This is a genomic window from Brevundimonas bullata (genome assembly GCF_003350205.1).
GTDB classification, from domain to species: Bacteria; Pseudomonadota; Alphaproteobacteria; order Caulobacterales; family Caulobacteraceae; genus Brevundimonas; species Brevundimonas bullata.
Genome location: NZ_QLLC01000003.1, coordinates 12,688 through 34,379 on the forward strand (window position 1 = coordinate 12,688; position 21,692 = coordinate 34,379).

Below are 21,692 nucleotides of genomic sequence, written 5' to 3' on the forward strand. Positions count from 1 at the left end.
TTTACGGAAGTCGGTGAGCCGAACGTCGTCAATGATAAGCGCGAAAAACGCGCAGGGATCGGGGAGGATCTTATGGCCTACAGTTCAGAGTTTCGACACGCGCTGATGGCGACCACCGCCGTCGTCATGATGGCGGCGGCAGGCCCGGCCTGGGCCCAGACCAAGACGTTCAACGTCGCGGCCCAGGCCGCATCCAGCGGCGTAGCCGATTTTGCGCGGCAGGCGGACGTGCAGATCCTGGTCTCGGCGTCCGACGTGCGCGGGCGTCGCACCGCCGCCGTTCGGGGCGAGATGGCGGTAGACGCCGGTCTGCGGCAGCTGTTGGCGGGCTCGGGTCTAACCATCACCTCGGGCGACGGGCGAACCTTCACGCTCGGCGTCGCCCCTCAGCTTCAGAGCGCCCTGCCAGAGGACGCTATCGCCGTCGACGACATCATCGTCACCGCTCAGAAACGGGAAGAATCCATTCAGGACGTGCCGATCGCCGTGTCGGCCTTCTCGGCCGAAAGCCTGGATGCGCTGAAGATCGAAGGCGGGGCGGAGCTGGTTCGGGCCATCCCGAACGTGACCTTCTCCAAGGCCAACTTCAGCATGTACAACTTCACGATCCGCGGGATCGGGACCAAGGCCATCTCGGCTTCGTCCGACCCTGCGGTGGCGGTCAGCTTCAACAACACCCCCCTGATCCGCAACCGCCTGTTCGAGCAGGAATACCTGGATGTGAACCGGGTTGAAGTGCTGCGCGGCCCGCAAGGCACCCTGTATGGCCGCAACGCCACCGGCGGCGTGGTCAATATGATCCCCAACCTGCCGGGGCCTGATTTCGACGCCCTGCTGAAGGCGGAGACCGGCAACTACGGCTCCATGCGCGGTCAGATGATGGTCAACATCCCTCTGACGGAAACCTTCTCGGTGCGCGCGGTGGCGGGCCTGACCAAGCGCGAGGGCTTTGACCAGAACACCTTCAAGGGCACCACGGTCAACGGGCGCGACCTCTACACCACCCGACTGTCCGCGGCGTGGGAGCCCAATGACAGGTTCGACGCCAATCTGATCTGGGAGCATTTCGGCGAGGACGACAATCGGTCTCGCACAGGCAAGCAGCTTTGCACCACCGATCCCGGCCCGACCAAGGTGGGCAAGGTCACCATCACCTCGCAACTGATCCGCAACCGTTTGAGTCAGGGCTGTCTGCCCGGCTCACTGTATGACGACGCGGCCTATGGCGTCCCTAACGGCGGCGCCTTCGCCCATATCTTCTTGGCTTCGCTGTCCTTTGGCAACGACGCCCAAGGAAAGACGATAGTGGGCGTGCCCTTGGGAACCGACCCCTATGCGGGTGTGACGCAGTCGCGCAATCTGCGCGAGATCTCGACCAGCTATGATCCGGTCTTTCGCGTGAAGAACGACGTCACCCAGTTCAATATGGCGTACGACCTGACTGATCGTCTGAAGCTGATTTCTCAAACGGCCTATGCCGAGGACGCCTACTATTCCTCGCAGGACTACAACCGATTTGTCTCTAACCCCATCTTCAGCAACACCGACGGTCAGAGAGATACTTTTGGTAATTTAATCATTGGACCGTCGGCTCTTCCTGGCGGGTATTACACGGACCCTCAGTTGGGAACGTCTAATCGTATGCTGTCTGCGGATGTAAGTCAGTCGAACAATAGGCAGTGGACGCAGGAGTTGAGGCTTCAGTCTGATTTTGACGGTAGATTTAATTTTAGCCTTGGCGCTAACTATTTAGACTTCAAGTCAAAAGATGATTACTACGTGTTCAATAATGTATTCACGTTCTTGGCGGAATATTATTACAATGTTGCAGTAGGGCTGCCTGCGAACATAGGGCGGCAACCGCTTCTTTGCACTCCTCAGGCGACCAAGGAGTGCGTCTATGTCGATCCGACGCCCATCGCCAATCTGGCTGGCGACGGGCACAACTATTTCCGTAGCAAGAACGTCATTCATACCCGGTCGTGGGCTGTGTTCGGCGAGGGCTATTGGGATCTGACTCCGACTGTGCGTTTGACCGCAGGCTTGCGTTACACGGACGATCGCAAGGTCAGCACCCCCTATCCCAGTCAGTTGCTGCTGGGGGCGGACCGCGGCAATCCGGGGCCGATGTCGGGCGGCTATGTCAGTCAGGGCTATCCGGCCTTGCCGGACATTGACCAAAGCTGGGATGCCGTCACCGGGCGTCTGGTGCTGGACTGGAAGCCTGTGACCCGGTTCACCGACGACACCTTGGTCTATGCCTCGTTTGCGCGCGGCTATAAGGGGGGCGGGGCCAATCCCCCGCGCGTCGATATCAACCCGAAGGTGATCCAGTATCAGCCTCTGGCTGAAACCTTCGACCCGGAATATGTCAACGCTTTCGAGATCGGGACCAAGAACTCCCTGTATGACGGCAAGGTGCGTCTGAATATGACGGCCTTCTACTATGACTACGACGACTATCAGGTGTCGAAGATTGAGGACCGTATTTCTCTGAACGAGAATTTCGACGCCCGCAGCATGGGGGTGGAGCTGGAGACGATCTTCCGTCCCAATCGCAACTTCCGCGTGGACGCCAATATCGGCTATCTGAACACGCGGATCGGCGATGGCGAAGGTTCCATCGACCTCATGAACCGGACCCAGGGCAATGCAGACTGGATGGTGCTGCGCCCCTGGCTGCAGGTGCCGTCGAACTGTATCGCCCCCACCAAGCATGTCGAAACCATCCTGGCGTCCAGCTACGCTGAGAATTTCAAAACGCTCGCGCTTCAGGGGTTGTGCGGCGGTTCCCAGCGCACCGGCAGCTTCGACCCGAACTACCCATCCATCGTGCCGCTCTGGCGTCTGTTCAACTTCACCTACAATCCTCTGACCGACGCCCCCAACGGCGGGCGCGGGTTCGAGGCTGATCTCAGCGGCAATGAGCTGCCCAATTCGCCGAACTGGACCGCCAATATCGGGGCCCAATACACCTTCTTCCTCGGCGGATGGGATCTGACGGTCCGTGGTGACTACTACTATCAGGGCAGCAGCTACGCCCGCGCCTACAACACCGAGTATGACCGCCTGAGGGCCTGGGACAACGCCAACCTGTCGGTGACGCTGGAGCAGCCTGACAACGGTCTGGTCTTCCAGGCCTACGTCAAGAACCTGTTCGACAAGACGCCGCTCACCGACACCTTCACCAACAGCGACGACACCGGTCTGACCGCTAACATCTTCACCCTGGATCCGCGCCTTGTGGCCTTCAGCGTATCGAAGAGGTTCTGAATCCCGCATCCCCATGCGGGCGACTTGAGTACGCCTTACCTAGCCTATGAGAAGTGTTTCCTTCGGCTATCCCCATAGCCATCTGGCCAGACGTCTTCGGGCGTCTGGCTTTTTTTCTGGAACCGCGAGAAGGCAGCGGGAGCAGTTGCGGGCGTGACGGGCGGCTGCTAGCGGGCGCTGATCGGCGTCGGAGCATGGAGCGGCAGATGACCCAGGGCGAGGAGCCTATTGATGAAGACGGCGGCGGCTATGACGTCGACGACTGGTCTCGGCTGAAGGCCTTCACCGGGGCGGTGGCGACGCTGGACGATGTTCAGGCGCGCAGGGCCGTCTTTGCTCTGGGCGATACGGAAGAGCCTCGCGTCATAGACATGGAACTGCCGCAGCCGGTCATCTGGTGGGAGGACGACGGCGAGCAGGCGGCGGTGATCGTGCAGGCCGAGGCCCATGTCGGCTCGGACGGCGAGGTCATGGAGGTGCTGGGCCTGATCCTGCCGGACGGCGGCGGGGCAGTGGCCCTGATGGACGATGTTGATCTGGTGGACGACACCGATCCGACGTGGCGGGATCTGGTCGCCAACGCCATCGACGCGGGCGAAGACGACTAAGGGCGCAGCGCCTGCAGCCTTGGACGCCAGGCGTCTCTGGCGCACAACGGTCGTGGGGGCGATTCCCCGCTTCTTTGATCCGGCCCGCGTATGGGGCGGGTCCAGTCTCAGGACGACATGAGCCATGGCGACCGAAACCGTCCACATTGTTCAGGCCTATGTTCAGGCCAAGAACGGCGCCGTGCGCGCTGAACCTCAGATCGGGTGCAAGGACGCCGAGGAGGCGCGCCGCAAGGCCGAGCGGCCGGCCCCCTTGCGGCATGGGGTGGTGGCCTTCACGGTCTCGGCGGACACCGATCTGGGCGACTATGACGAGGAGCCGACCGTCCTGTTCAAGGCCGGTCGGCTACCGCCGCCGTTCGGCGAGGGCTGAGGCTTCAGCCCTCGCGTCAGGCCAGGATCAGGCGCGCAGGGCCTCGACGCCCGGCAGGACCTTGCCCTCCATCCATTCCAGGAAGGCGCCGCCGGCGGTGGAGACGAAGGTCATGTCGTCGGCCGTACCCGCGTGGTTCAGGGCCGAGACGGTGTCGCCGCCGCCGGCCACGGCGACCAGCTTGCCGGCGTGGGCCAACTCGGCGGCGTGCTTGGCGGCGGCCACGGTGGCCTTGTCGAAGGGCGGGACCTCGAACACGCCGAGCGGGCCGTTCCAGATCAGGGTCTTGGACAGGTCCATGGCGCGGGCCAGACGGGCGACCGTTTCAGGACCGGCGTCCAGGATCAGGTCGTCGGCGGCGATGCGGTCCAGGGCGCGCACGCCCGACTCGATGCCCGGCTTCACGCCCTTGGCCACGACGACGTCGACCGGCAGCAGCAGCTCGCAGCCCTTCTGGCGGGCTTCCTCAATGATCTCGAGCGCGGTCTCGGCCAGGTCCTTCTCGCACAGCGAACCGCCGATATCGACGCCCTGGGCGTGCAGGAAGGTGTTGGCCATGCCGCCGCCGATGGCCAGGTAGTCCAGCTTGGCGACCAGGTTCTTCAGCAGGTCCAGCTTGGTCGAGACCTTGGCGCCGCCGACGATGCCGATGACGGGCTTCTGCGGATTGCCGAGCGCCGCGTCCAGGGCCGACAGCTCGCGGGCCATGGCGCAACCGGCATAGGCCGGCAGCAGACGGGCCAGGCCCTCGGTCGAGGCGTGGGCGCGGTGGGCGGCGGAGAAGGCGTCGTTGACGTAGAGGTCGCCCAACTCCGCCAGCTGGGCGGCGAAGGCCGGGTCGTTCTTTTCCTCGCCCTTGTGGAAGCGGACGTTCTCCAGCAGCAGCACGCCGCCAGCGTCCAGATCAGCCACGGCGGCCTTGGCCTCGTCTCCCACGCAGTCGTCGGCGAAACGGACGGGGCCGTGCAGCAGCAGCTCCAGCGGCTCGACCACGGGGCGCAGGCTCATGGCCGGGACACGCTCGCCCTTGGGCCGGTCGAAGTGGGCCAGCAGCACGACCTTGGCGCCGGCTTCGCGCAGGCGGTGGATGGTCGGCAGGGCGGCCTTCAGACGGGTGTCGTCGCTGACCTTGCCGCCCTCCATCGGCACGTTGAAGTCCACGCGGACCAGAGCGGTCTGGCCGGACAGGTCAGCGGCGTCGTCGAGGGTGCGGAAGGTCATGGGTGCCTCTGTGTTTTTCCTCCCTGTTCGCGGAAGCGAATGGGGAGGTGGATCGTCGCCGACAGGCGACGAGACGGAGGGGGCGACACAACGGCTGGCGTCTGCGCCGCCCCCTCCACCACTTCGTGGTCCCCTCCCCACAAGTGGGGAGGAGAGGGCTCAGCGTTTCGTCTTTAGAGGAACTTGGCCATCACCAGGGCGGTGTCGGCCATGCGGGTCGCGAAGCCCCACTCGTTGTCGTACCAGGTCAGGACGCGGGCCAGCTTGCCGTCGACGACCTGCGTCTGCGGCAGGGCGGCGGTGGACGACGCTGCAATGTGGTTCAGGTCGATCGAGACCAGCGGGTCGGTCGTCGTGGCCAGAACGCCCTTCATGGCGCCGTCGGCGGCGGCTTGCAGGGCGGCGTTGATTTCCTCGACCGTCACTTCGCGACCGGCGACGACCTTCAGATCGACGACCGAGACGTTCGGGGTCGGGACGCGGATCGACGAGCCGTCCAGCTTGCCCTTCAGTTCCGGCAGGACCAGGCCCAGGGCCTTGGCGGCGCCGGTCGAGGTCGGGATCATCGACAGGCCGGCGGCGCGACCGCGGTACGGGTCCTTGTGCATCGTATCCAGCGTCGGCTGGTCGCCGGTGTAGGCGTGGATGGTGGTCATGTAGCCGCGCTCGATGCCGAACAGGTCGTTCAGCACCTTGGCCACCGGGGCCAGGGCGTTGGTGGTGCACGAGCCGTTCGACACGACGATGTCGTCGGCCGTCAGGGTCTCATGGTTGACCTTGAAGACGATGGTCTTGTCGGCGTTGTCGGCGGGGGCCGAGACCAGGACGCGCTTGGCGCCGGCCTTCAGGTGGGCCGAGGCCTTGTCCTTGGAGGTGAAGATGCCGGTGCATTCGAAGGCGATGTCCACCTTCAGCTCGGCGTGGGGCAGGTTGGCCGGGTCGCGCTCGGCCGTGACCTTGATCTTGCCGGTGCCGACGTCGATCCAGTCCTCGCCCGAGGTGATCGTGCCGGGGAAGCGGCCGTGCACCGAGTCATAGCGCAGCAGGTGGGCGTTGGTCTCGACCGGGCCCAGGTCGTTGATCGCCACGACCTCGATGTCCGTGCGGCCATGCTCGACGATCGAGCGAAGCACGAGGCGGCCGATGCGGCCGAAGCCGTTAATGGCGACGCGAACGGTCATGGGGGAGGTCTCCTGAGCAAGGGCGATTTCGATTGGATGCCTTACTCGGACGATCGGCGCTGTGATTCAAGCCCGCCGCCGTAACAAGGTGTGTTCGGGTGTAACCGTTTGGCCGTCAGCAGCAGCGGAAGGCGCCGCCCGCCCCGAACCGCCGCGCTTCGTGCAGACGGAAGAATGCGGTGCGGTCCAGCGGGGGCTGATCCGGGTGGGTCGCCTCGGCGTGGGCGACATAGATCTCATAGTCGGGCTGGCCGACCATGAGGCTGGCGGTGCGGCGGGCGTCCTTGCCCCACCGCACCAGCGCATCGCGGCAGACGCAGAGCAGGTCCGCGCCGCCAGCCGGTTCTTCCACCTGAGGGGAGGGCCTAGGCACGGGCGATGTCCATGGCTTCGTCCTCCAGCGTCAGTTCGTGGGCGGCGGGCTGTTCGACCACGGTGGGGTGGTTGATCCGGCGCGCCTTGAGGCAGGCGCGGACGCCGTAAACCACCATGGTCAGGACCACGAACAGGAAGCCCGCCGTCAGGGCCGAGTTGACGTAGTCGTTGATGATGATGCGGTGCATGTCGCCCGCCGTCTTGGCCGGGGCCAGCAGGTCGCCGGCGGCCAGCGCCTCCTGATACTTACGCGCATGAGCCAGGAAGCCGATCTTGACGTCGGGATGCAGCAGCTTCTGGAAGCCCGCCGTCAGGGTGCAGATCAGCAGCCAGACCGCCGGAACCGCCGTGGCCCAGGCGAAGCGCTCGCGCTTCATCTTGAACAGGACCACGGTGCCCAGGATCAGGGCGACGGCGGCCAGCATCTGGTTGGCGATGCCGAACAGCGGCCACAGGCTGTTGATGCCGCCCAGCGGATCGACCACGCCGGTGTAGAGGAAGTAGCCCCACAGGCCGACGGTCAGGGCCGTGGCCAGGACGTTGGCGGTCCAGGACTTGGTCTCGCGCATCTTGGGCACGGCGACGCCCATCAGGTCCTGGATCATGAAGCGGCAGACGCGGGTGCCGGCGTCGACCGTGGTCAGGATGAACAGGGCCTCGAACAGGATGGCGAAGTGGTACCAGAAGGCCATCATGGCCTTGCCGCCGATGACGCCCGACAGGATGTGGGCCATGCCGACGGCCAGGGTCGGGGCGCCGCCCGCGCGCGACAGGATGGAGTGCTCGCCCACGTCGCGAGCCAGTTGCTCCAGCTCAGCCGGAGTGATGTGGAAGCCCCACTGGGCCACGGCGGCGGCGGCCGAGACGGCGTTGTCGCCGATCACCGCGACCGGGCTGTTCATGGCGAAATAGACGGCCGGGTCCAGCACCGTGGCGGCGATCAGGGCCATGATGGCCACGAAGCTTTCACACAGCATGGCGCCATAGCCGATCAGCGGGATCTGGTTCTCGTTCTCCAGCAGCTTGGGCGTGGTGCCCGAGGAAATCAGGGCGTGGAAGCCCGAGACGGCGCCACAAGCGATGGTGATGAACAGGAAGGGGAAGAGGGCGCCGGAGAAGACCGGACCAGAGCCGTCGATGAAGGGGGTGACGGCGGGCATCTGGATGTGCGGGCGCACGATCAGGATGCCGACGGCCAGGCCCAGGATGGCGCCGATCTTCAGGAAGGTGGACAGGTAGTCGCGCGGCGCCAGCAGCAGCCAGACCGGAATGACCGAGGCGACGAAGCCGTAGGCCATCATGGCGATGGCCAGGGTTGTGCCCGACAGGGTGAAGGCCGGACCCCAGAAGGGATCAGCGGCAATGTGACCCCCGCCGATGATGGCCAGGATCAGCAGGACCACGCCGATGACCGAGACCTCGCCCACCCGGCCGGGTCGCAGGTAGCGGGTGTAGAGGCCCATGAAGATGGCGATGGGGATGGTGGCGGCGACGGTGAAGGTGCCCCACGGGCTTTCGGCTAGGGCCTTGACGACGACCAGGGCCAGAACCGCCAGGATGATGACCATGATCATCAGGACGCCGACCTGGGCGATGATGCCGGGGATGGGGCCCATCTCGGTGCGGACCATGTCGCCCAGCGAGCGACCGTCGCGGCGGGTGGACATGAACAGGACCATCATGTCCTGCACCGCCCCCGCCAGCACCGCGCCGACCAGAATCCACATGACGCCGGGCAGATAGCCCATCTGCGCCGCCAGCACCGGCCCGACCAGAGGGCCTGCGCCCGCGATGGCCGCGAAATGGTGGCCGAACAGGACGTTGCGGGGCGTGGGCACATAGTCGAGCCCGTCGTTGTGGCGCACGGCCGGCGTGGGCCGTTTCGCGTTCAGCCCCATGACCTTTCCGGCCAGGTAGCGGGCGTAGAAGCGATAGGCGATGGCGTAGACGCAGAGCGCCGCCACCACGATCCAGACGGCGCTGATGCTCTCGCCCTGATGCAGGGCGATGACGGCGAGGGCGATCGCCCCCAGTATGGCGATGGCGCCGAAAATCAGCGCGGTCCTGAGCTTGCCCATGGCGAAACGGTCCTCCGGGTCGGCTTGGGTGCGACCTTTCGGCATTTCTGAACCCTTTATGGGCCCGGCGCCAACCGACTAAAGTCGAAGGTCGGCGCCTTTATTTTACAGTCAGGGCAAGCTTTGCAGCGGCGCGCCTCCTGCTTTCCTCCCCATTTTATGGGGAGGGGGACCGCGGAGCGGTGGAGGGGGCGACGCAAACGTCTGCCGTCGAGCCGCCCCCTCCGTCACGTCGCCTTCGGCTCCGCGCCACCTCCCCATGAAATGGGGAGGAAAGAAGCGTCAGGGTCTCACCACCCGCACCTTGCCCGCCGCTTCCGCCGCCCGCTCACGCGCCTGATCCGTGTCCGCGCCGCGGGCCAGGGCCACGCCCATGCGGCGACGCTCGAACGCCTCGGGCTTGCCGAACAGGCGCAGGTCGGCGGTCGGCACCGACAGGGCCTCGGCCACGCCTTCGTACATCACGCCCTCGGCCTCCAGGCCGCCGTAGATGACGGCGCTGGCGCCCGGTTCGCGCAAGCTGACGTCCACCGGCAGGCCGAGGATGGCCCGGGCGTGCAGGGCGAACTCGCTCATGGTCTGCGTCGCCAGCGTCACCAGCCCGGTGTCGTGGGGACGCGGCGAGACCTCGGAGAACCAGACCTGGTCGCCGGTGACGAACAGTTCGACGCCGAAGACGCCGAGGCCGCCCAGGGCGTCCGTGACCTTGCCCGCGATGTCCTGCGCCGCCCCCAAGGCGGCCTCGCTCATGATCTGCGGCTGCCAGCTTTCGACGTAGTCGCCCTTCTGCTGGCGATGGCCGATGGGGGCGCAAAAATCAGTGCGGACGGCGCCGTCGCGCAGCGACCGGACGGTCAGCAGGGTGATCTCATAGTCGAAGGCGATGCGGCCCTCGACGATGACCCGGCCACCCGCGACCCGGCCCGAGGCTTCGGCATAGGTCCAGGCCTCGGCGACCTGATCGGCGCGCTCGACATAGGACTGACCCTTGCCCGAGGACGACATCACCGGCTTGACGAAGCAGGGGAAGCCCACGGCCTCGGCCCCCGCCGCGAGTTCCTCGGCGCTGCCCGCAAAGGCGTAGGGGCTGGTCGGCAGGCCCAGCTCCTCGGCGGCCAGACGGCGGATGCCCTCGCGGTTCATGGTCAGCTGGGTCGCGCGGGCGGTCGGGATGACGCGGGCCAGACCCGCCGCCTCGATGGCGGCCAGGACGTCGGTGGCGATGGCCTCGATTTCCGGCACGATGATGTGCGGGGCCTCGGCCATGATGATCCCGTTCAGCACCTGCGGGTCGGTCATTGGAATGACGTGGCTGCGGTGCGCCACCTGCATGGCCGGGGCGTTAGGGTAGCGGTCCACAGCGATCACCTCGGCGCCCAGACGCTGCAGCTCGATGGCCACCTCCTTGCCCAGTTCGCCCGAGCCGAGCAGCATGACGCGGGTGGCGTGGTCGGTAAGCGGCGTGCCGATCTTCATGGCGTCAGGCTCCGGTAGCAGGTTCGATCAGGTCCCAGGCGTTGCCGTAGAGGTCTTCGAAGACCACCACCTTGCCATAGGCCTCGTGACGGGACGTTTCGCGGAAGACGACGCCGGCCTTCAGCCAGGCGGCGTGGTCGCGCATCAGGTCGTCGGTGTAGAGGAAGAGCCAGACGCGTCCGCCGGCCTGATCGCCGACGCGGGCCAGCTGTTGCGGCGTCGTCGCCTTGGCCAGCAGCAGCGAGGTCTGGCCGCCTTTGGGCGTGACGCGGACCCAGCGCTTGCCGCCGCCCATGTCGGCGTCTTCGCTCAGCTCGAAGCCCAGCTTGCCGACGAAGAAGGCGATGGCCTCGTCATAGTCGCGGACCAGCAGGCTGACGGCGCCGAGGTGGCTCATGGCGCCGGGACCGCATAGAGGCGGCGGAAGGCGTCCAGGGCGGCGCCGTGATAGATGCTGGCGTGGCTCTCGGTCGAGCGCGGGGTGAAGTCCCATTTGACGCCGGGCAGGGCGTGATCGCGCAGGTTGGCGGTCAGGACGTCCATCGGCGCCTGCATCTCCTCGCCCTCGTCGCCGAGGGTCAGGATCAGGGTGCGCGGGTCGTTGGAGTGGTCGCGCAGATGCGCCCCCGACTGCCGCGCCAGCCGTCCGCCGTCCCACCACAGGCTGGGGCTGACGGCGACATAGGCGTCGAACATCTGCGGCTCTTTCAGGAAGGTCTCGACCACGAAGAGCCCGGCCAGAGACTCGCCCATCAGGGCGGTTTCGCTGCTGGTGCGGAAGCGGGCTTCGATGAAGGGCATGACCTCTTCGCCGACGAAACGGCGGAAGCGGTCGGACTGGCCCTGGGTCGGATAGCGGGCGATCAGTTCGGCGTTCTCGGTCGGCAGGGCCAGCTCGTTGCGGCGGTCGACCGAGGCGACGCCCACGACGATGACGTCGCGCGTCGTCCCGACGATGGTCCCCAGCTGGGCGATGCCCGAGATGTGGTGGAAGTCCTGATCCTGTCCGCCGTCGAGGACGTAGAGGACCGGATAGGTCTGGTTGCCCTTGGCATAGCCGGGAGGCAGCCAGACGTTGATCTCGCGCGTCTGGCCCATGACGGCGGAGGGCAGGGCGTAGGACTGGCCGATGACGACGGGCGTCTCGACGGCCACGGGGACGGCGGTCTGAGCGAGGGCAGGGGCGCCGCCCGCCATCGACAAGCCGAAGCTCAGGATGAGGGCTTCGACAAGGAGGGGGCGGCGCACGAGGCTTACAGCCGGGCCTTGGCGGCTTCGACCACGGCCTCGGCGGTGATGCCGAACTCGCGGTAGAGGACTTCGGCCGGGGCCGAGGCACCGAAGCCGGTCATGCCGACAAAGCCGCCGTCTTCGCCGATGAAGCGTTCCCAGCCCTGCTTGATGGCGGCTTCTACGGCGACGCGAACGGTGCCGCGGCCGATGACGGCGTCCTGATAGGCCTTGGGTTGCTGCTCGAACAGTTCGAAGCAGGGGACCGAGACCACGCGGGTCGGCACGCCTTCGGCCTCCAGCGTCTCGGCGGCCTTCAGCGCCAGGGCGACCTCGGTGCCGGTGCCGAACAGGGTGACTTTCGCTGCGCCGTTGGCGGCCTTCAGCTCATAGGCGCCCTTGCGCGACAGGTTCTCGCCCGCGTCGGTCAGACGCACGGCCGGGGTCTTCTGACGCGACAGGCACATGCCCGACGGGGTCTTTTTGTGCTGCAAGGCGACCTGCCAGCACTCCAGCGCCTCGACGGTGTCCGCAGGACGGAAGACCATCAGGTTGGGAATGGCGCGAAGCGCCGCCAGATGCTCGACCGGCTGGTGGGTCGGGCCGTCTTCGCCCAGACCGATCGAGTCATGGGTCAGGACGTGAACCACGCGCACGCCCATCAGGGCGGCCAAGCGGATCGCCGGGCGGCTGTAGTCCGAGAAGACCATGAAGGTGCCGGCGTAGGGGATGACGCCGCCGTGCAGGGCCATGCCGTTCATGGCCGAGGCCATGCCGTGTTCACGCACGCCCCAGTTGACGTAACGACCGGCGTAGTCGGGCGCGTCCATGATCTGGGTGTTCTTGACGAAGGTGTTGTTCGAGCCGGTCAGGTCGGCTGAGCCGCCGATCAGTTCGGGGATGGCGTTGAACACCGTCTCCAGCGCCTCGCCCGAGGACTGGCGCGTGGCCAGGGCGGGTTGGCTCGAAACCAGTTCCTTCAGCTTGGCGTCCAGGGCCTCGAAGGCGCCGTTGGGCAGGTCGCCGGCCATGGCGCGGGTGAAGTCGTCACGCTGTGCGTGGTTCAGCAGGCGGGCTTCCCACGACTTGCGCGTCTTGGCGCCCTGCTTGCCGACCTTGGCCCAGGCCTTCTGGATGCCTTCCGGCAGGTCGAAGGGGTCGAAGGACCAGTGCAGGGCCTGACGCGTGGCGGCGATCTCGGTCGCGCCCAGGGCGGCGCCGTGGGTCTTGTGGCTGCCTTCCATGGTGGCGGCGCCCTTGCCGATCTTGGTCTTGCAGGCGATCAGCGTCGGCTTCGACTGCTTGGTCGCCCAGGCCAGGGCCTTCTGGATCTGCTTGTGGTCGTGGCCGTCGATGGCCTTGACCGCCCAGCCCGAGGCCTTGAAGCGGGCCAGCTGGTCGGTGTTGTCCGACAGCGACACCTTGCCGTCGATGGTGATCTCGTTGTCGTCCCACATGACGCAGAGCTTGTTCAGCTTCAGGCGGCCGGCCAGGGCGATGGCTTCCTGCGACACGCCTTCCATCAGGCAGCCGTCGCCGGCGATGACCCAGGTGCGGTGGTCGACCAGGTCCGAACCGAAGCGCGCGGCCAGATGGCGCTCAGCCAGGGCGAAACCGACCGAGTTGGCGATGCCCTGACCCAGGGGGCCGGTGGTCGTCTCGATGCCGGTCATGTGACCGTATTCCGGGTGGCCGGCGGTCTTGGCGCCCCACTGGCGGAAGTTTTCCAGCTGTTCGCGGGTCGCGTCCTTGTAGCCGGTCAGGTGCAGCAGGCTGTAGATCAGCATCGAGCCGTGGCCCGCCGACAGGATGAAGCGGTCGCGGTCGGCCCAGTCGGGGCGGCTGGCGTCGAACTTCAGGAATTTTGAGTAGAGGACGGTGGCGACGTCGGCCATGCCCATGGGCATTCCGGGGTGGCCGCTCTTGGCCTTTTCGACGCCGTCCATGGCCAGGACGCGAATGGCGTCGGCCATTTGTTTGGGCGAAGGCTTGGCGAATGCAGCTTGGGCGTCGGTCACGGCGAGACCTTTCCTCAGGAAACAGGATATAGCGGGGCGGCGCCGCTTTACCCCGACGCGCGCACAGGTTCTATACGGAATCTGGACGAAAGGACCCCAATGGACGCCGTTACGGCCGCAAAGACACGCATCGACAAGGCCCTGACCCTGCTGGAACGCAAGGTGCTGGAGCTAAAGGCGCGTCCGGCCACCGCCCCCGCCATCACCGACGACGACCTGTTTGCGCCCCGGGCGTCGAACGCCGCCGACCTGGTGCGCATCGCCGAGCTGGAAGCCGCGGGCCGTGACGCGGCCGAGGCCCTGGGCCGCGCGGCCGAGGCCGTGCGCGAGGTTCTGGCCGAACAGGAGGCGCGCTGATGGCGACCGTCACAGTGGATATCAACGGCCGTCCCTACGCCGTCGGTTGCGCCGACGGCCAGGAAGAGCGCGTCCGCACCCTGGCCCAACAGTTCGACGTCCATGTGCGCCAGATTTCCGGCGAGGTCGGCCATGTGGGTGATCTGCGCCTGTTCCTGATGGCCTCGCTGATGCTGGCCGACGAACTGCAGGAGGCCCGACAGCGCCTGGAGAAGGGCCAGGGTCCGGTCCCGCAGGACGGCCCGGTCAAGGCCCCGCCGCCGCCCGCCGGCGACGGCGTGGCCGAGGCGCTGAACGCGGTTGCGGCCCGCATCGAGAAGATCTGCCAGACGATCTGACACCTTGTCTTTCCTCCCCATTTCATGGGGAGGTGGATCGGCGGCGTAGCCGACGAGACGGAGGGGGCGACTCGACGGCTGACGTTTGCGCCGCCCCCTCCACCGCTACGCGGTCCCCCTCCCCATAAAATGGGGAGGAAAGAGAAGGTGTTGATCCGCCATTGTTGAAACGCCTCGGACCGCCTATCTTGTCCGACGGCGGGTCCTGCTGCGGCTCACGTCGAAGACAACATATCCTTCTGACCTTAATTCACTCTAAGGGATCTGTCCCTGACCGGGCTCGAGGGCTTGGTCATATGGAGCCCACCTGGCTACCCAGGTCGAGAGGATTTAAACGTTCTTCACGGTTCTTGCGGCGCCGCCACCCTTCTCCTTTTTTGCGCTATCGCTCGGCCCAGCGGGGCCTCGCTGCTTGAGCGCGGTTTGCGCTCTATGCTCGCGACGCGGTCGCTCGCGGCTTGAGCGCAGCTTTGTCTTTCCTCCCTGTTCGCGGAGCGAATGGGGAGGTGGATCGGCGGCGCAGCCGACGAGACGGAGGGGGGCGACCCCACGTCATGCGTCTGTGACGCCCCCTCCACCACTTCGTGGTCCCCCTCCCCACAAAGTGGGGAGGAAAGGCAGACGTCGGTGGTGTAGAGAATCCCCATGACCTCCAAGCACGAACTCCGCGCCTCCATGCGCGCCCTGCGCAAGCGGCTGGCCGAGGTCGACAACGAAGCCGCTGAGCGCGCCGCCGGTCACGCCGGAGCCTTGCCGGCCGGGGACATGGTCGCCCTCTATCGCGCCATGGGTTCGGAACTGGACACGGACGCCCTGGCCATGGCCCTGCATCAGGCGGGGCGGCGCCTCTGCCTGCCGGTGGTCATCGAGCGCGACGCGGCCATGATCTTTCGCGCCTGGGCGCCGGGCGAGCCGCTGGAGCTGGACGCCGCTGGATGTCCCGCGCCTCTGCCCCTTACCGAAGTGGTCACGCCCGATCTGATCCTGACGCCCCTGCTGGCCTTTGACGCCCACGGCGGGCGGCTGGGGCAGGGCGGGGGCTATTACGACCGGACCTTCGCCGTCCTGCCCGATGCGGTGCGCGTCGGCTTCGCCTACGCCGGGCAGCAGGTCGAGCGCCTGGCGCTAGAGCCTCATGACATGCGTCTGCATGGCGTTCTGACCGAGACCGGCTATAGAGCCGTCCCATGAGACTGGCATTTTTCGGTGACGTGGTCGGCAAGTCCGGGCGCGATGGGCTTTCGGATCATCTTCCGGGGCTGAGGCGCGACCTCAAACTCGACTTTGTGGTGGTCAACGCCGAGAACGCCGCAGGCGGCTTCGGCATCACCGAGAACACGGCGCGCGAGATCTTCGCCGCCGGGGCCGATGTCCTGACCCTGGGCAACCACAGCTGGGATCAGCGCGAGGCTCTGACCTATATCGTGCGCGAGCCGCGCCTGATCCGTCCCGCCAACTATCCGCGCATGATGGACGCGCCGGGACGCGGCGCCGATGTCTTCATCACCGCCGACGGCCGCCGGGTGCTGGTCATCAACGTCCTGGGCCGGATTCACATGGACCCGATGGACGACCCGTTCGGCGCCGTTGAGCGCGAGCTGGAGGCCGCCCCCCTGGGCGTCGTCGCTGACGCCGTCATCGTCGACATGCACGCCGAGGCGACCAGCGAGAAGATGGGCATGGGCCACTTCTGCGACGGACGCGCCAGCCTAGTCGTGGGCACCCATACCCACGTCCCGACCGCCGACGCCCAGATCCTGCCCCACGGCACGGCCTATCAGACCGACGCCGGCGGCTGCTGCGACTATGACTCGGTCATCGGCAACGACAAGGAAGAGCCGCTGCGCCGCTTCACCACGCGGCTGTCGGGCGGACGCTATGTCCCCGCCAGCGGCCCGGCCACCATCTGCGGCGTCTTCGTCGAGACCGACGACCGCACGGGCCTGGCGACGCGGGTTGAAGCCATCCGCGTCGGCGGGCGGCTGAGCCAGGCTATTCCGCAGGTCTAGGCTGCGACTGGCCGATCCCGCCGCGCCCGCAATCGCAGCCGCATCGTCCGTTGGCTGCGCAGCGTCACCTGATGGACGGGGCGGGGCTCGACCGGGGTGATGGCTTCGACCTCGGCGACTTTCAGGATTTCGGCCAGGGCGATGATCGCCTCCTGCATGGCGAAGGCGGCGCCGATGCAGATGCGCGGGCCGCCGCTGAAAGGCAGCCAGGCGTAGCGGTCGATGGACTTGCGGTTCTCGGGCAGGAAGCGCTCGGGCCGGAAGGCGTCGGGTTCGTCCCACAGCTTTTCGTGGCGATGGATGACCCAGGGCACGATCAGCACGCTCTGGCCCGCCTTGACCGCGTAGCCGCCGATCACATCGTCGGCCACGGCCTGCCGGATCATGGCCGGGGCGGGCGGGAACAGGCGCATGGCCTCCTCGATCACCGCCCGGTGCCAGTGCAGGTCGCGAAGACCCGCGGCGCTGCGGTCCCAGCCGTCGGCCTCGGCCTTCAGGATGTCGGCCACGCGCTTGTCGCGGCTGATCAGGTGCAGGGTCCAGCCCAGGGTCCGCGCCGTCGTCTCATGCCCGGCCAGGATGAAGGTCAGGATGTTGGACGCCACCTCGTGATCCGACAGGCCTGAGCCGTCGCCCTCCTCGTCGCGGGCGCTGAGCAGGGCGGTCAGCAGGTCTTCGGGCGCGTCGCCGTCCTGTTCGATCCGCGCGCGGCGCCGCGCCACCAGGGCGTCGACGCGGTCCTTGAAGAAACGCGCGTCCCCGCCCGAGGCCACGCGGCCCAGGCGCGGAATCCAGTCGGGCGCCTTCAACGCGTCCAGCGGGCTGATCCGCGCCCCGACGGCCAGGAAATGGTTCAACGCCTTCTCGAACCCCGCCGCGTCACCGTCCAGATCGTCCGAGAACAGGGTCGCCGACAGGATGTCGAAGGTCAGGCCGCTCATCTCGCTGTCGATGTTCAGCACCCGCGCGCCGTGCTCCAGCCGCCAGCCCTCGACGCGGCGGCGGCAGACCCGGTCCATGGCCTCGGCGGTGCGGGCCGTATGGGCGGGGGTGAATAGAGGGGCCATGATGCGCCGTGCGCGCCGCCACTGCTCGCCCTCGGTCAGCAGCAGGCCGTCGGCCAGCATGGGGCCCAGCACGCGGCGTTGCAGATCGCCCTTCTCATAGTTGGCGGCGTTGTCGGTCAGGACGTGGCGGACGCCGACCGGATCGCTGACCACCAGGGTCTTGCCCAGCGGCGAGGCCCCGTCGATGTAGAGCTCGGTGAAGTGGGCCTGGCTCCAGATCTGCAAGGGATCGCGCCAGCTCTGCCACAGGAAATGCGCCAGGTTCATCCTCTGGGTCCGGCGCGGCGGAGTCCAGGGGCGGAAGGTCGAGGCGGCGGCGTCGGTCATGAAGCGCTCCTTTTCAGGGTCGATCCATATGTATTGACGATAATGTCAAAAGGAAGGGGCTTTTGCGGCTATCGGCCTGTCGAGCGACCGGCGCGCTTGGATTGGACCAGCTTTGCCCGCAGGGCGGCCAGTTGGGCTGCGCGGCGTTCGGGCGTGTGGACATCCATCACATAGGCCTGGGCCGAGCGCGCCATCGCCTCCCGCCCTTCGGGGGCCCGGATCAGGGTCTCGATGGCGGCGCCGAGGCCTTGCGGCGTCAGGTCATCGACATAGAGGGCGTGCGGGCCGCTGGCCTCGCGCAGGCCGCCGCGACCGGACGAGATCAGGGCCGCGCCCGCGGCATGGGCCTCCAGCGCGGTCAGGCCCAGAGGCTCGGCCCAGACCGACGGCGTCAGGGCGATGGCCGCCGTCTGCATCACGGCGCGCACCTCGGCCAGGGGGGCCGAGCGCAGGATCTGGACGCGGTCGCCGTATCGGTTCAGCGGCGCCACATGGGGTTCGGCCCAGTCCGCGTGCCTGTCCCAGTCGTTCAGCATCAGCACGGCGCGCCAGTCAGGATGGCGCTCCAGCACCTCGGGCAGGGCGGCGCAGATCAGGTCGACGCCCTTTTCCGGCATGGCGCGTCCGGCGAAGACGATGACCGGCGCACGGTTTTCGACCGGCGCGCGCCACAGGTCGACGTCGATGGGGTTGGGCACGGCGAAGGCCTTGGCCTCGAGACGCGGGAAGTCCTTGAGGAAGTCGCTCCGCGCCGCCTCGCTGACGAAGATCAGGCCGTCCATGCGGTCGTAGCGCCGCTCATAGCGCCAGCGGTCGATGAAGTGACGCGGCGGCTTCACCGCATTGTGGCGATACAGGGTGACGGCGGCGTCGGGAAAATCCCGGGCGAGGGCGACGGCCTGCTGAGTCTGCTGATGGAACTCGATGACGTCGGGGCGATAGTCGTTCAGCGCCTGACGCAGGGCCTTGAGGCGATCAGCGGTCGGCAGGGCGTGGACCGACAGACCATCACGGCCCCCGGCGCCTTCGCAACAGAAGATGCGGACCTCGCCCGTATCGGCCTTGGCTAGGGTGCGGGCCACCGTCTCCATGGAGTTGGGCTGGTCGAGGCAGAACCGCGCCCCGACAGGCATGACGACGGCGGTTCTCATGCTGGCTTCCCCGGAGAAGGCTATTGCGCGGCGGCGCGGGTCTCGAGGGCGCGCAGGCGCCCTTCCTCGGCCTTGAGGTCGCCGCTCAACTGGCCTTTCAGGGCCGGGTCGGTGGTGGCGGCCAGCAGGGCGCGGGTGTCCGCGACGGCCTGACGGCGCGCGGCGATCAGGCGCGACAGCTCGTCGCCCTCAGCGGGGGCGACGGGAGCAGAGGCGGCGCGCCGGGCGGCGGCCGCCTGTTCTTCCTCGGTGGTCTTCAACGCCGCCGCCTGGCGGGCCGCCGAGGCGTCGCGCAAGGCGTGCTGGACCGGGTCGCCGCCCTCGATGTCGCAGGCGGCCACAACGGCCGCGCCGCCGAGGACGAAGGCGAAGACTCCGGCGCGCATCAGCCTTCGATCCAGTTCGGCATCCAGCCTTCGTGGAACTCGCGCAGGTGGGCGACCGGTATGCGGTAGAGCTCGCCCTTCGGACCCGAGGAGGCGAAGTCCGCGCCCTTGGCGACGCCGACGACCGAGGCGTGCAGACCGGCCTCCTTGGCTTTCGCCAGCAGGGCCTCGGCGTCCGAGACGGCGACCAGATAGCGGGCCTGATCCTCGCCGAACAGGAAGGCGTGGGCGTGGGCGGCGCTGGAGGCGTTCAGTTCTATGCCGACGTCCGAGGCCAGGGCGATGTCCGCCGCCGCGCCGACCAGACCGCCGTCCGACAGGTCGTGGACGACCGTCAGTTCGCCCGCTTCGATCAGGCCGCGCACGAAGTCGCCGGTCTTGCGTTCCAGCTTCAGGTCGACCGGCGGGGGGGCACCGTCTTCACGACCCAGAACTTCGCGCAGATAGATGGACGACCCCAACTCGCCGTGGGTCTGGCCGATCAGGACCAGGACATCGCCCTCGGCCATGCCACCGAAGCCGGTGGTCACGTCGTAGTTGGTTAGCAGGCCGACCGCGCCGACCGTCGGGGTCGGCGGAATGGCGACGCCGTTGGTCTCGTTATAGAGGCTGACGTTGCCAGAGACGACGGGGAAGTCCAGCTCGCGGCAGGCCTCGGCCATGCCGTCGGTGGCGCGGACGATCTGGCCCATGATCTCGGGGCGCTGCGGGTTGCCGAAGTTGAGGTTGTCGGTGATGGCGATGGGACGCGAACCCACGGCCGTCAGGTTGCGCCAGGCCTCGGCCACGGCCTGCTTGCCGCCTTCATAGGGGTCGGCCTGGACATAGCGCGGGGTGCAGTCGCTGGTCACGGCCAGACCCTTGTCGGTGCCGTGGACGCGGACCACGCCGGCGTCAGCGCCGGTCGAGGAGTCCTGCAGGGTGTCGGCCATGACGTGGCGGTCGTACTGTTCCCAGATCCAGCGCTTGGACGCCATGTCGGGGCAGGCGATGACCTTGATCACCGCGTCGTTCCAGCTTTCCGGCGCCGGAACCTCGGACGGCTCCAGGCGCGGCTGAAGTTCGGGCTGGACCCAGGGACGGTCGTAGAGGGGGGCGTCGTCGAACAGCGGGGCCAGCGGTACGTCGCAGACCACCTCGCCGTGATGCTTCAGCACCAGATGGCCGGTGTTGGTCGTCTTGCCGATGATGGCGAAGTCCAGACCCCACTTCTGGAAGATGCGATAGCCGACGTCCTCGAAGCCCGGCTTCAGGACCGCCAGCATCCGCTCCTGGCTTTCCGACAGCATCATCTCATAGGCGGTCATGCCCTCTTCGCGCTGGGGCACCTTGTCGAGGTCCAGCTCGACGCCGACGCCGCCCTTGCCCGCCATTTCGACCGAGGAGGACGTCAGGCCCGCCGCGCCCATGTCCTGGATGGCGGCGACGGCGCCCGAGGCCATCAGCTCCAGCGTGGCCTCGATCAGCAGCTTCTCGGCGAAGGGATCGCCGACCTGGACGGTGGGGCGCTTGGCCTCCGACTCGTCGTCGAACTCGGTCGAGGACATGGTGGCGCCGTGGATGCCGTCGCGGCCCGTCTTGGAGCCGAAATAGACCACGTCATGCCCGGCCTCGGGCGCGGCCGAGTAGTAGATCTCATCGGCCTTGGCGATGCCCACGCACATGGCGTTGACCAGGATGTTGCCGTTGTAGCCCTTGTGGAAGTTCGTCTCGCCGGCGACCGTCGGCACGCCGACGCAGTTGCCGTAGCCGCCGATGCCCGAGACCACGCCCTTGACCAGTCGCTTGGTCTTCTCATGCGAAGGCTCGCCGAAGCGCAGGGCGTTCAGCAGGGCCACCGGGCGGGCGCCCATGGTGAAGACGTCGCGCATGATGCCGCCCACGCCCGTCGCCGCGCCCTGATAGGGCTCGATATAGGAGGGGTGGTTGTGGCTCTCCATCTTGAAGATGCAGGCGTCGCCGTCGTCGATGTCGATGACCCCGGCGTTCTCGCCCGGGCCGCAGATGACGCGCGGTCCCGTGACGGGGAACTTCATCAGCTGCTTCTTGGAGGATTTGTAGGAGCAGTGCTCGGACCACATGACCGAGAAGACGCCCAACTCGACCTGGTTGGGCTCTCGGCCCAGCCGGTCCAGCAGGACCTCATACTCGTTCGGAGCCAGACCGTATTCAGCGGCCAATTCTGCGGTGGTCTTTTGCGGAGCGCTCATGGGCGGGGCTTCTA

General features: G+C 67.1%; 19 protein-coding genes and 1 other RNA gene. 8 read left to right on the forward strand and 12 right to left on the reverse strand.

The window, feature by feature from the left end; all coding sequences use genetic code 11:
- The first annotated feature begins 72 nt into the window (after positions 1-72).
- The 3 genes from DXK21_RS01925 (at position 73) to DXK21_RS01935 (ending at position 4,254) form a co-directional block, all read left to right on the forward strand.
- The gene (locus tag DXK21_RS01925; RefSeq protein WP_245945056.1) at positions 73-3,273 is read left to right on the forward strand and encodes a TonB-dependent receptor; all 3,201 of its coding nucleotides are present in this window, start codon (positions 73-75) and stop codon (positions 3,271-3,273) included.
- Between the two features lie 206 nt (positions 3,274-3,479).
- The gene (locus DXK21_RS01930) at positions 3,480-3,881 is read left to right on the forward strand and encodes a hypothetical protein (RefSeq protein WP_114816211.1); all 402 of its coding nucleotides are present in this window, start codon (positions 3,480-3,482) and stop codon (positions 3,879-3,881) included.
- Positions 3,882-4,005: 124 nt separating this feature from the next.
- Positions 4,006-4,254 (forward strand): hypothetical protein, encoded by a 249-nt coding sequence (locus DXK21_RS01935; RefSeq protein ID WP_114816105.1) that lies wholly within the window; start codon positions 4,006-4,008, stop codon positions 4,252-4,254.
- Positions 4,255-4,281: 27 nt separating this feature from the next.
- Here the strand turns inward: DXK21_RS01935 and DXK21_RS01940 are convergent, their stop codons facing one another.
- From DXK21_RS01940 to tkt, 8 genes are all read right to left on the reverse strand, one after another.
- Positions 4,282-5,475, reverse strand: coding sequence for a phosphoglycerate kinase (locus DXK21_RS01940; RefSeq protein WP_114816106.1), 1,194 nt, complete (start codon positions 5,473-5,475; stop codon positions 4,282-4,284).
- Positions 5,476-5,648: 173 nt separating this feature from the next.
- On the reverse strand, positions 5,649-6,656 hold the full coding sequence (gap, locus tag DXK21_RS01945) for a type I glyceraldehyde-3-phosphate dehydrogenase (protein WP_114816107.1): 1,008 nt from the start codon (positions 6,654-6,656) through the stop codon (positions 5,649-5,651).
- Between the two features lie 115 nt (positions 6,657-6,771).
- Positions 6,772-7,029, reverse strand: a complete 258-nt coding sequence (locus tag DXK21_RS17010; protein WP_281269013.1) for a YbdD/YjiX family protein — start codon at positions 7,027-7,029, stop codon at positions 6,772-6,774.
- Complete coding sequence (locus DXK21_RS01955) at positions 7,022-9,154, reverse strand: carbon starvation CstA family protein (protein WP_281269014.1); 2,133 nt, start codon at positions 9,152-9,154, stop codon at positions 7,022-7,024. The genes DXK21_RS17010 and DXK21_RS01955 overlap by 8 nt, the downstream gene beginning before the upstream one ends.
- Before the next feature lie 237 nt (positions 9,155-9,391).
- Entirely contained in the window at positions 9,392-10,585 is a 1,194-nt protein-coding gene (purT, locus tag DXK21_RS01960; RefSeq protein ID WP_114816108.1) for a formate-dependent phosphoribosylglycinamide formyltransferase, read from the reverse strand.
- Between the two features lie 4 nt (positions 10,586-10,589).
- A complete protein-coding gene (locus DXK21_RS01965; protein ID WP_114816109.1) occupies positions 10,590-10,982 on the reverse strand; it encodes a VOC family protein in 393 nt (130 codons plus the stop codon).
- On the reverse strand, positions 10,979-11,833 hold the full coding sequence (locus DXK21_RS01970; protein ID WP_245945058.1) for an alpha/beta hydrolase: 855 nt from the start codon (positions 11,831-11,833) through the stop codon (positions 10,979-10,981). Before DXK21_RS01970 ends, DXK21_RS01965 begins: the two co-directional genes overlap by 4 nt.
- Before the next feature lie 5 nt (positions 11,834-11,838).
- Positions 11,839-13,788, reverse strand: a complete 1,950-nt coding sequence (tkt, locus tag DXK21_RS01975; RefSeq protein WP_245945069.1) for a transketolase — start codon at positions 13,786-13,788, stop codon at positions 11,839-11,841.
- A gap of 144 nt (positions 13,789-13,932) precedes the next feature.
- Between tkt and DXK21_RS01980 the strand changes: the two genes are divergently transcribed.
- The 5 genes from DXK21_RS01980 (at position 13,933) to DXK21_RS02000 (ending at position 16,537) form a co-directional block, all read left to right on the forward strand.
- Complete coding sequence (locus DXK21_RS01980; RefSeq protein WP_114816111.1) at positions 13,933-14,190, forward strand: hypothetical protein; 258 nt, start codon at positions 13,933-13,935, stop codon at positions 14,188-14,190.
- Positions 14,190-14,528: a cell division protein ZapA gene (locus tag DXK21_RS01985; protein ID WP_114816112.1), complete on the forward strand. Its 339-nt coding sequence runs from the start codon at positions 14,190-14,192 to the stop codon at positions 14,526-14,528. Before DXK21_RS01980 ends, DXK21_RS01985 begins: the two co-directional genes overlap by 1 nt.
- A gap of 202 nt (positions 14,529-14,730) precedes the next feature.
- Positions 14,731-14,891, forward strand: a non-coding RNA gene (gene ssrS / locus DXK21_RS01990) — 6S RNA.
- Between the two features lie 282 nt (positions 14,892-15,173).
- Positions 15,174-15,719 (forward strand): 5-formyltetrahydrofolate cyclo-ligase, encoded by a 546-nt coding sequence (locus DXK21_RS01995; RefSeq protein ID WP_114816113.1) that lies wholly within the window; start codon positions 15,174-15,176, stop codon positions 15,717-15,719.
- The gene (locus DXK21_RS02000; RefSeq protein WP_114816114.1) at positions 15,716-16,537 is read left to right on the forward strand and encodes a TIGR00282 family metallophosphoesterase; all 822 of its coding nucleotides are present in this window, start codon (positions 15,716-15,718) and stop codon (positions 16,535-16,537) included. Before DXK21_RS01995 ends, DXK21_RS02000 begins: the two co-directional genes overlap by 4 nt.
- On the opposite strand, the gene DXK21_RS02005 is transcribed toward DXK21_RS02000, so the two are convergent.
- From DXK21_RS02005 to purL, 4 genes are all read right to left on the reverse strand, one after another.
- Entirely contained in the window at positions 16,534-17,931 is a 1,398-nt protein-coding gene (locus DXK21_RS02005) for a cytochrome P450 (RefSeq protein WP_114816115.1), read from the reverse strand. The genes DXK21_RS02000 and DXK21_RS02005 overlap by 4 nt on opposite strands.
- A gap of 68 nt (positions 17,932-17,999) precedes the next feature.
- A complete protein-coding gene (locus DXK21_RS02010; RefSeq protein WP_245945060.1) occupies positions 18,000-19,082 on the reverse strand; it encodes a glycosyltransferase family 4 protein in 1,083 nt (360 codons plus the stop codon).
- Between the two features lie 20 nt (positions 19,083-19,102).
- Positions 19,103-19,468, reverse strand: coding sequence for an indole-3-glycerol-phosphate synthase (locus tag DXK21_RS02015; protein ID WP_114816116.1), 366 nt, complete (start codon positions 19,466-19,468; stop codon positions 19,103-19,105).
- A complete protein-coding gene (gene purL / locus DXK21_RS02020; protein WP_114816117.1) occupies positions 19,468-21,678 on the reverse strand; it encodes a phosphoribosylformylglycinamidine synthase subunit PurL in 2,211 nt (736 codons plus the stop codon). The genes DXK21_RS02015 and purL overlap by 1 nt, the downstream gene beginning before the upstream one ends.
- Between the last annotated feature and the right edge of the window lie 14 nt (positions 21,679-21,692).

What these genes read in the sequence shown, in the direction of transcription:
- DXK21_RS01925 (WP_245945056.1), top strand. Translation starts at nt 73, where the DNA reads ATGGCCTACAGTTCAGAGTTTCGACACGCGCTGATGGCGACCACCGCC.
- DXK21_RS01930 (WP_114816211.1), top strand. Translation starts at nt 3,480, where the DNA reads ATGACCCAGGGCGAGGAGCCTATTGATGAAGACGGCGGCGGCTATGAC.
- DXK21_RS01935 (WP_114816105.1), top strand. Translation starts at nt 4,006, where the DNA reads ATGGCGACCGAAACCGTCCACATTGTTCAGGCCTATGTTCAGGCCAAG.
- DXK21_RS01940 (WP_114816106.1), bottom strand. Translation starts at nt 5,475, where the DNA reads ATGACCTTCCGCACCCTCGACGACGCCGCTGACCTGTCCGGCCAGACC.
- gap (WP_114816107.1), bottom strand. Translation starts at nt 6,656, where the DNA reads ATGACCGTTCGCGTCGCCATTAACGGCTTCGGCCGCATCGGCCGCCTC.
- DXK21_RS01955 (WP_281269014.1), bottom strand. Translation starts at nt 9,154, where the DNA reads ATGCCGAAAGGTCGCACCCAAGCCGACCCGGAGGACCGTTTCGCCATG.
- purT (WP_114816108.1), bottom strand. Translation starts at nt 10,585, where the DNA reads ATGAAGATCGGCACGCCGCTTACCGACCACGCCACCCGCGTCATGCTG.
- DXK21_RS01965 (WP_114816109.1), bottom strand. Translation starts at nt 10,982, where the DNA reads ATGAGCCACCTCGGCGCCGTCAGCCTGCTGGTCCGCGACTATGACGAG.
- tkt (WP_245945069.1), bottom strand. Translation starts at nt 13,788, where the DNA reads ATGGCCGACGCCATTCGCGTCCTGGCCATGGACGGCGTCGAAAAGGCC.
- DXK21_RS01980 (WP_114816111.1), top strand. Translation starts at nt 13,933, where the DNA reads ATGGACGCCGTTACGGCCGCAAAGACACGCATCGACAAGGCCCTGACC.
- DXK21_RS01985 (WP_114816112.1), top strand. Translation starts at nt 14,190, where the DNA reads ATGGCGACCGTCACAGTGGATATCAACGGCCGTCCCTACGCCGTCGGT.
- DXK21_RS01995 (WP_114816113.1), top strand. Translation starts at nt 15,174, where the DNA reads ATGACCTCCAAGCACGAACTCCGCGCCTCCATGCGCGCCCTGCGCAAG.
- DXK21_RS02000 (WP_114816114.1), top strand. Translation starts at nt 15,716, where the DNA reads ATGAGACTGGCATTTTTCGGTGACGTGGTCGGCAAGTCCGGGCGCGAT.
- DXK21_RS02005 (WP_114816115.1), bottom strand. Translation starts at nt 17,931, where the DNA reads ATGACCGACGCCGCCGCCTCGACCTTCCGCCCCTGGACTCCGCCGCGC.
- DXK21_RS02010 (WP_245945060.1), bottom strand. Translation starts at nt 19,082, where the DNA reads ATGAGAACCGCCGTCGTCATGCCTGTCGGGGCGCGGTTCTGCCTCGAC.
- DXK21_RS02015 (WP_114816116.1), bottom strand. Translation starts at nt 19,468, where the DNA reads ATGCGCGCCGGAGTCTTCGCCTTCGTCCTCGGCGGCGCGGCCGTTGTG.
- purL (WP_114816117.1), bottom strand. Translation starts at nt 21,678, where the DNA reads ATGAGCGCTCCGCAAAAGACCACCGCAGAATTGGCCGCTGAATACGGT.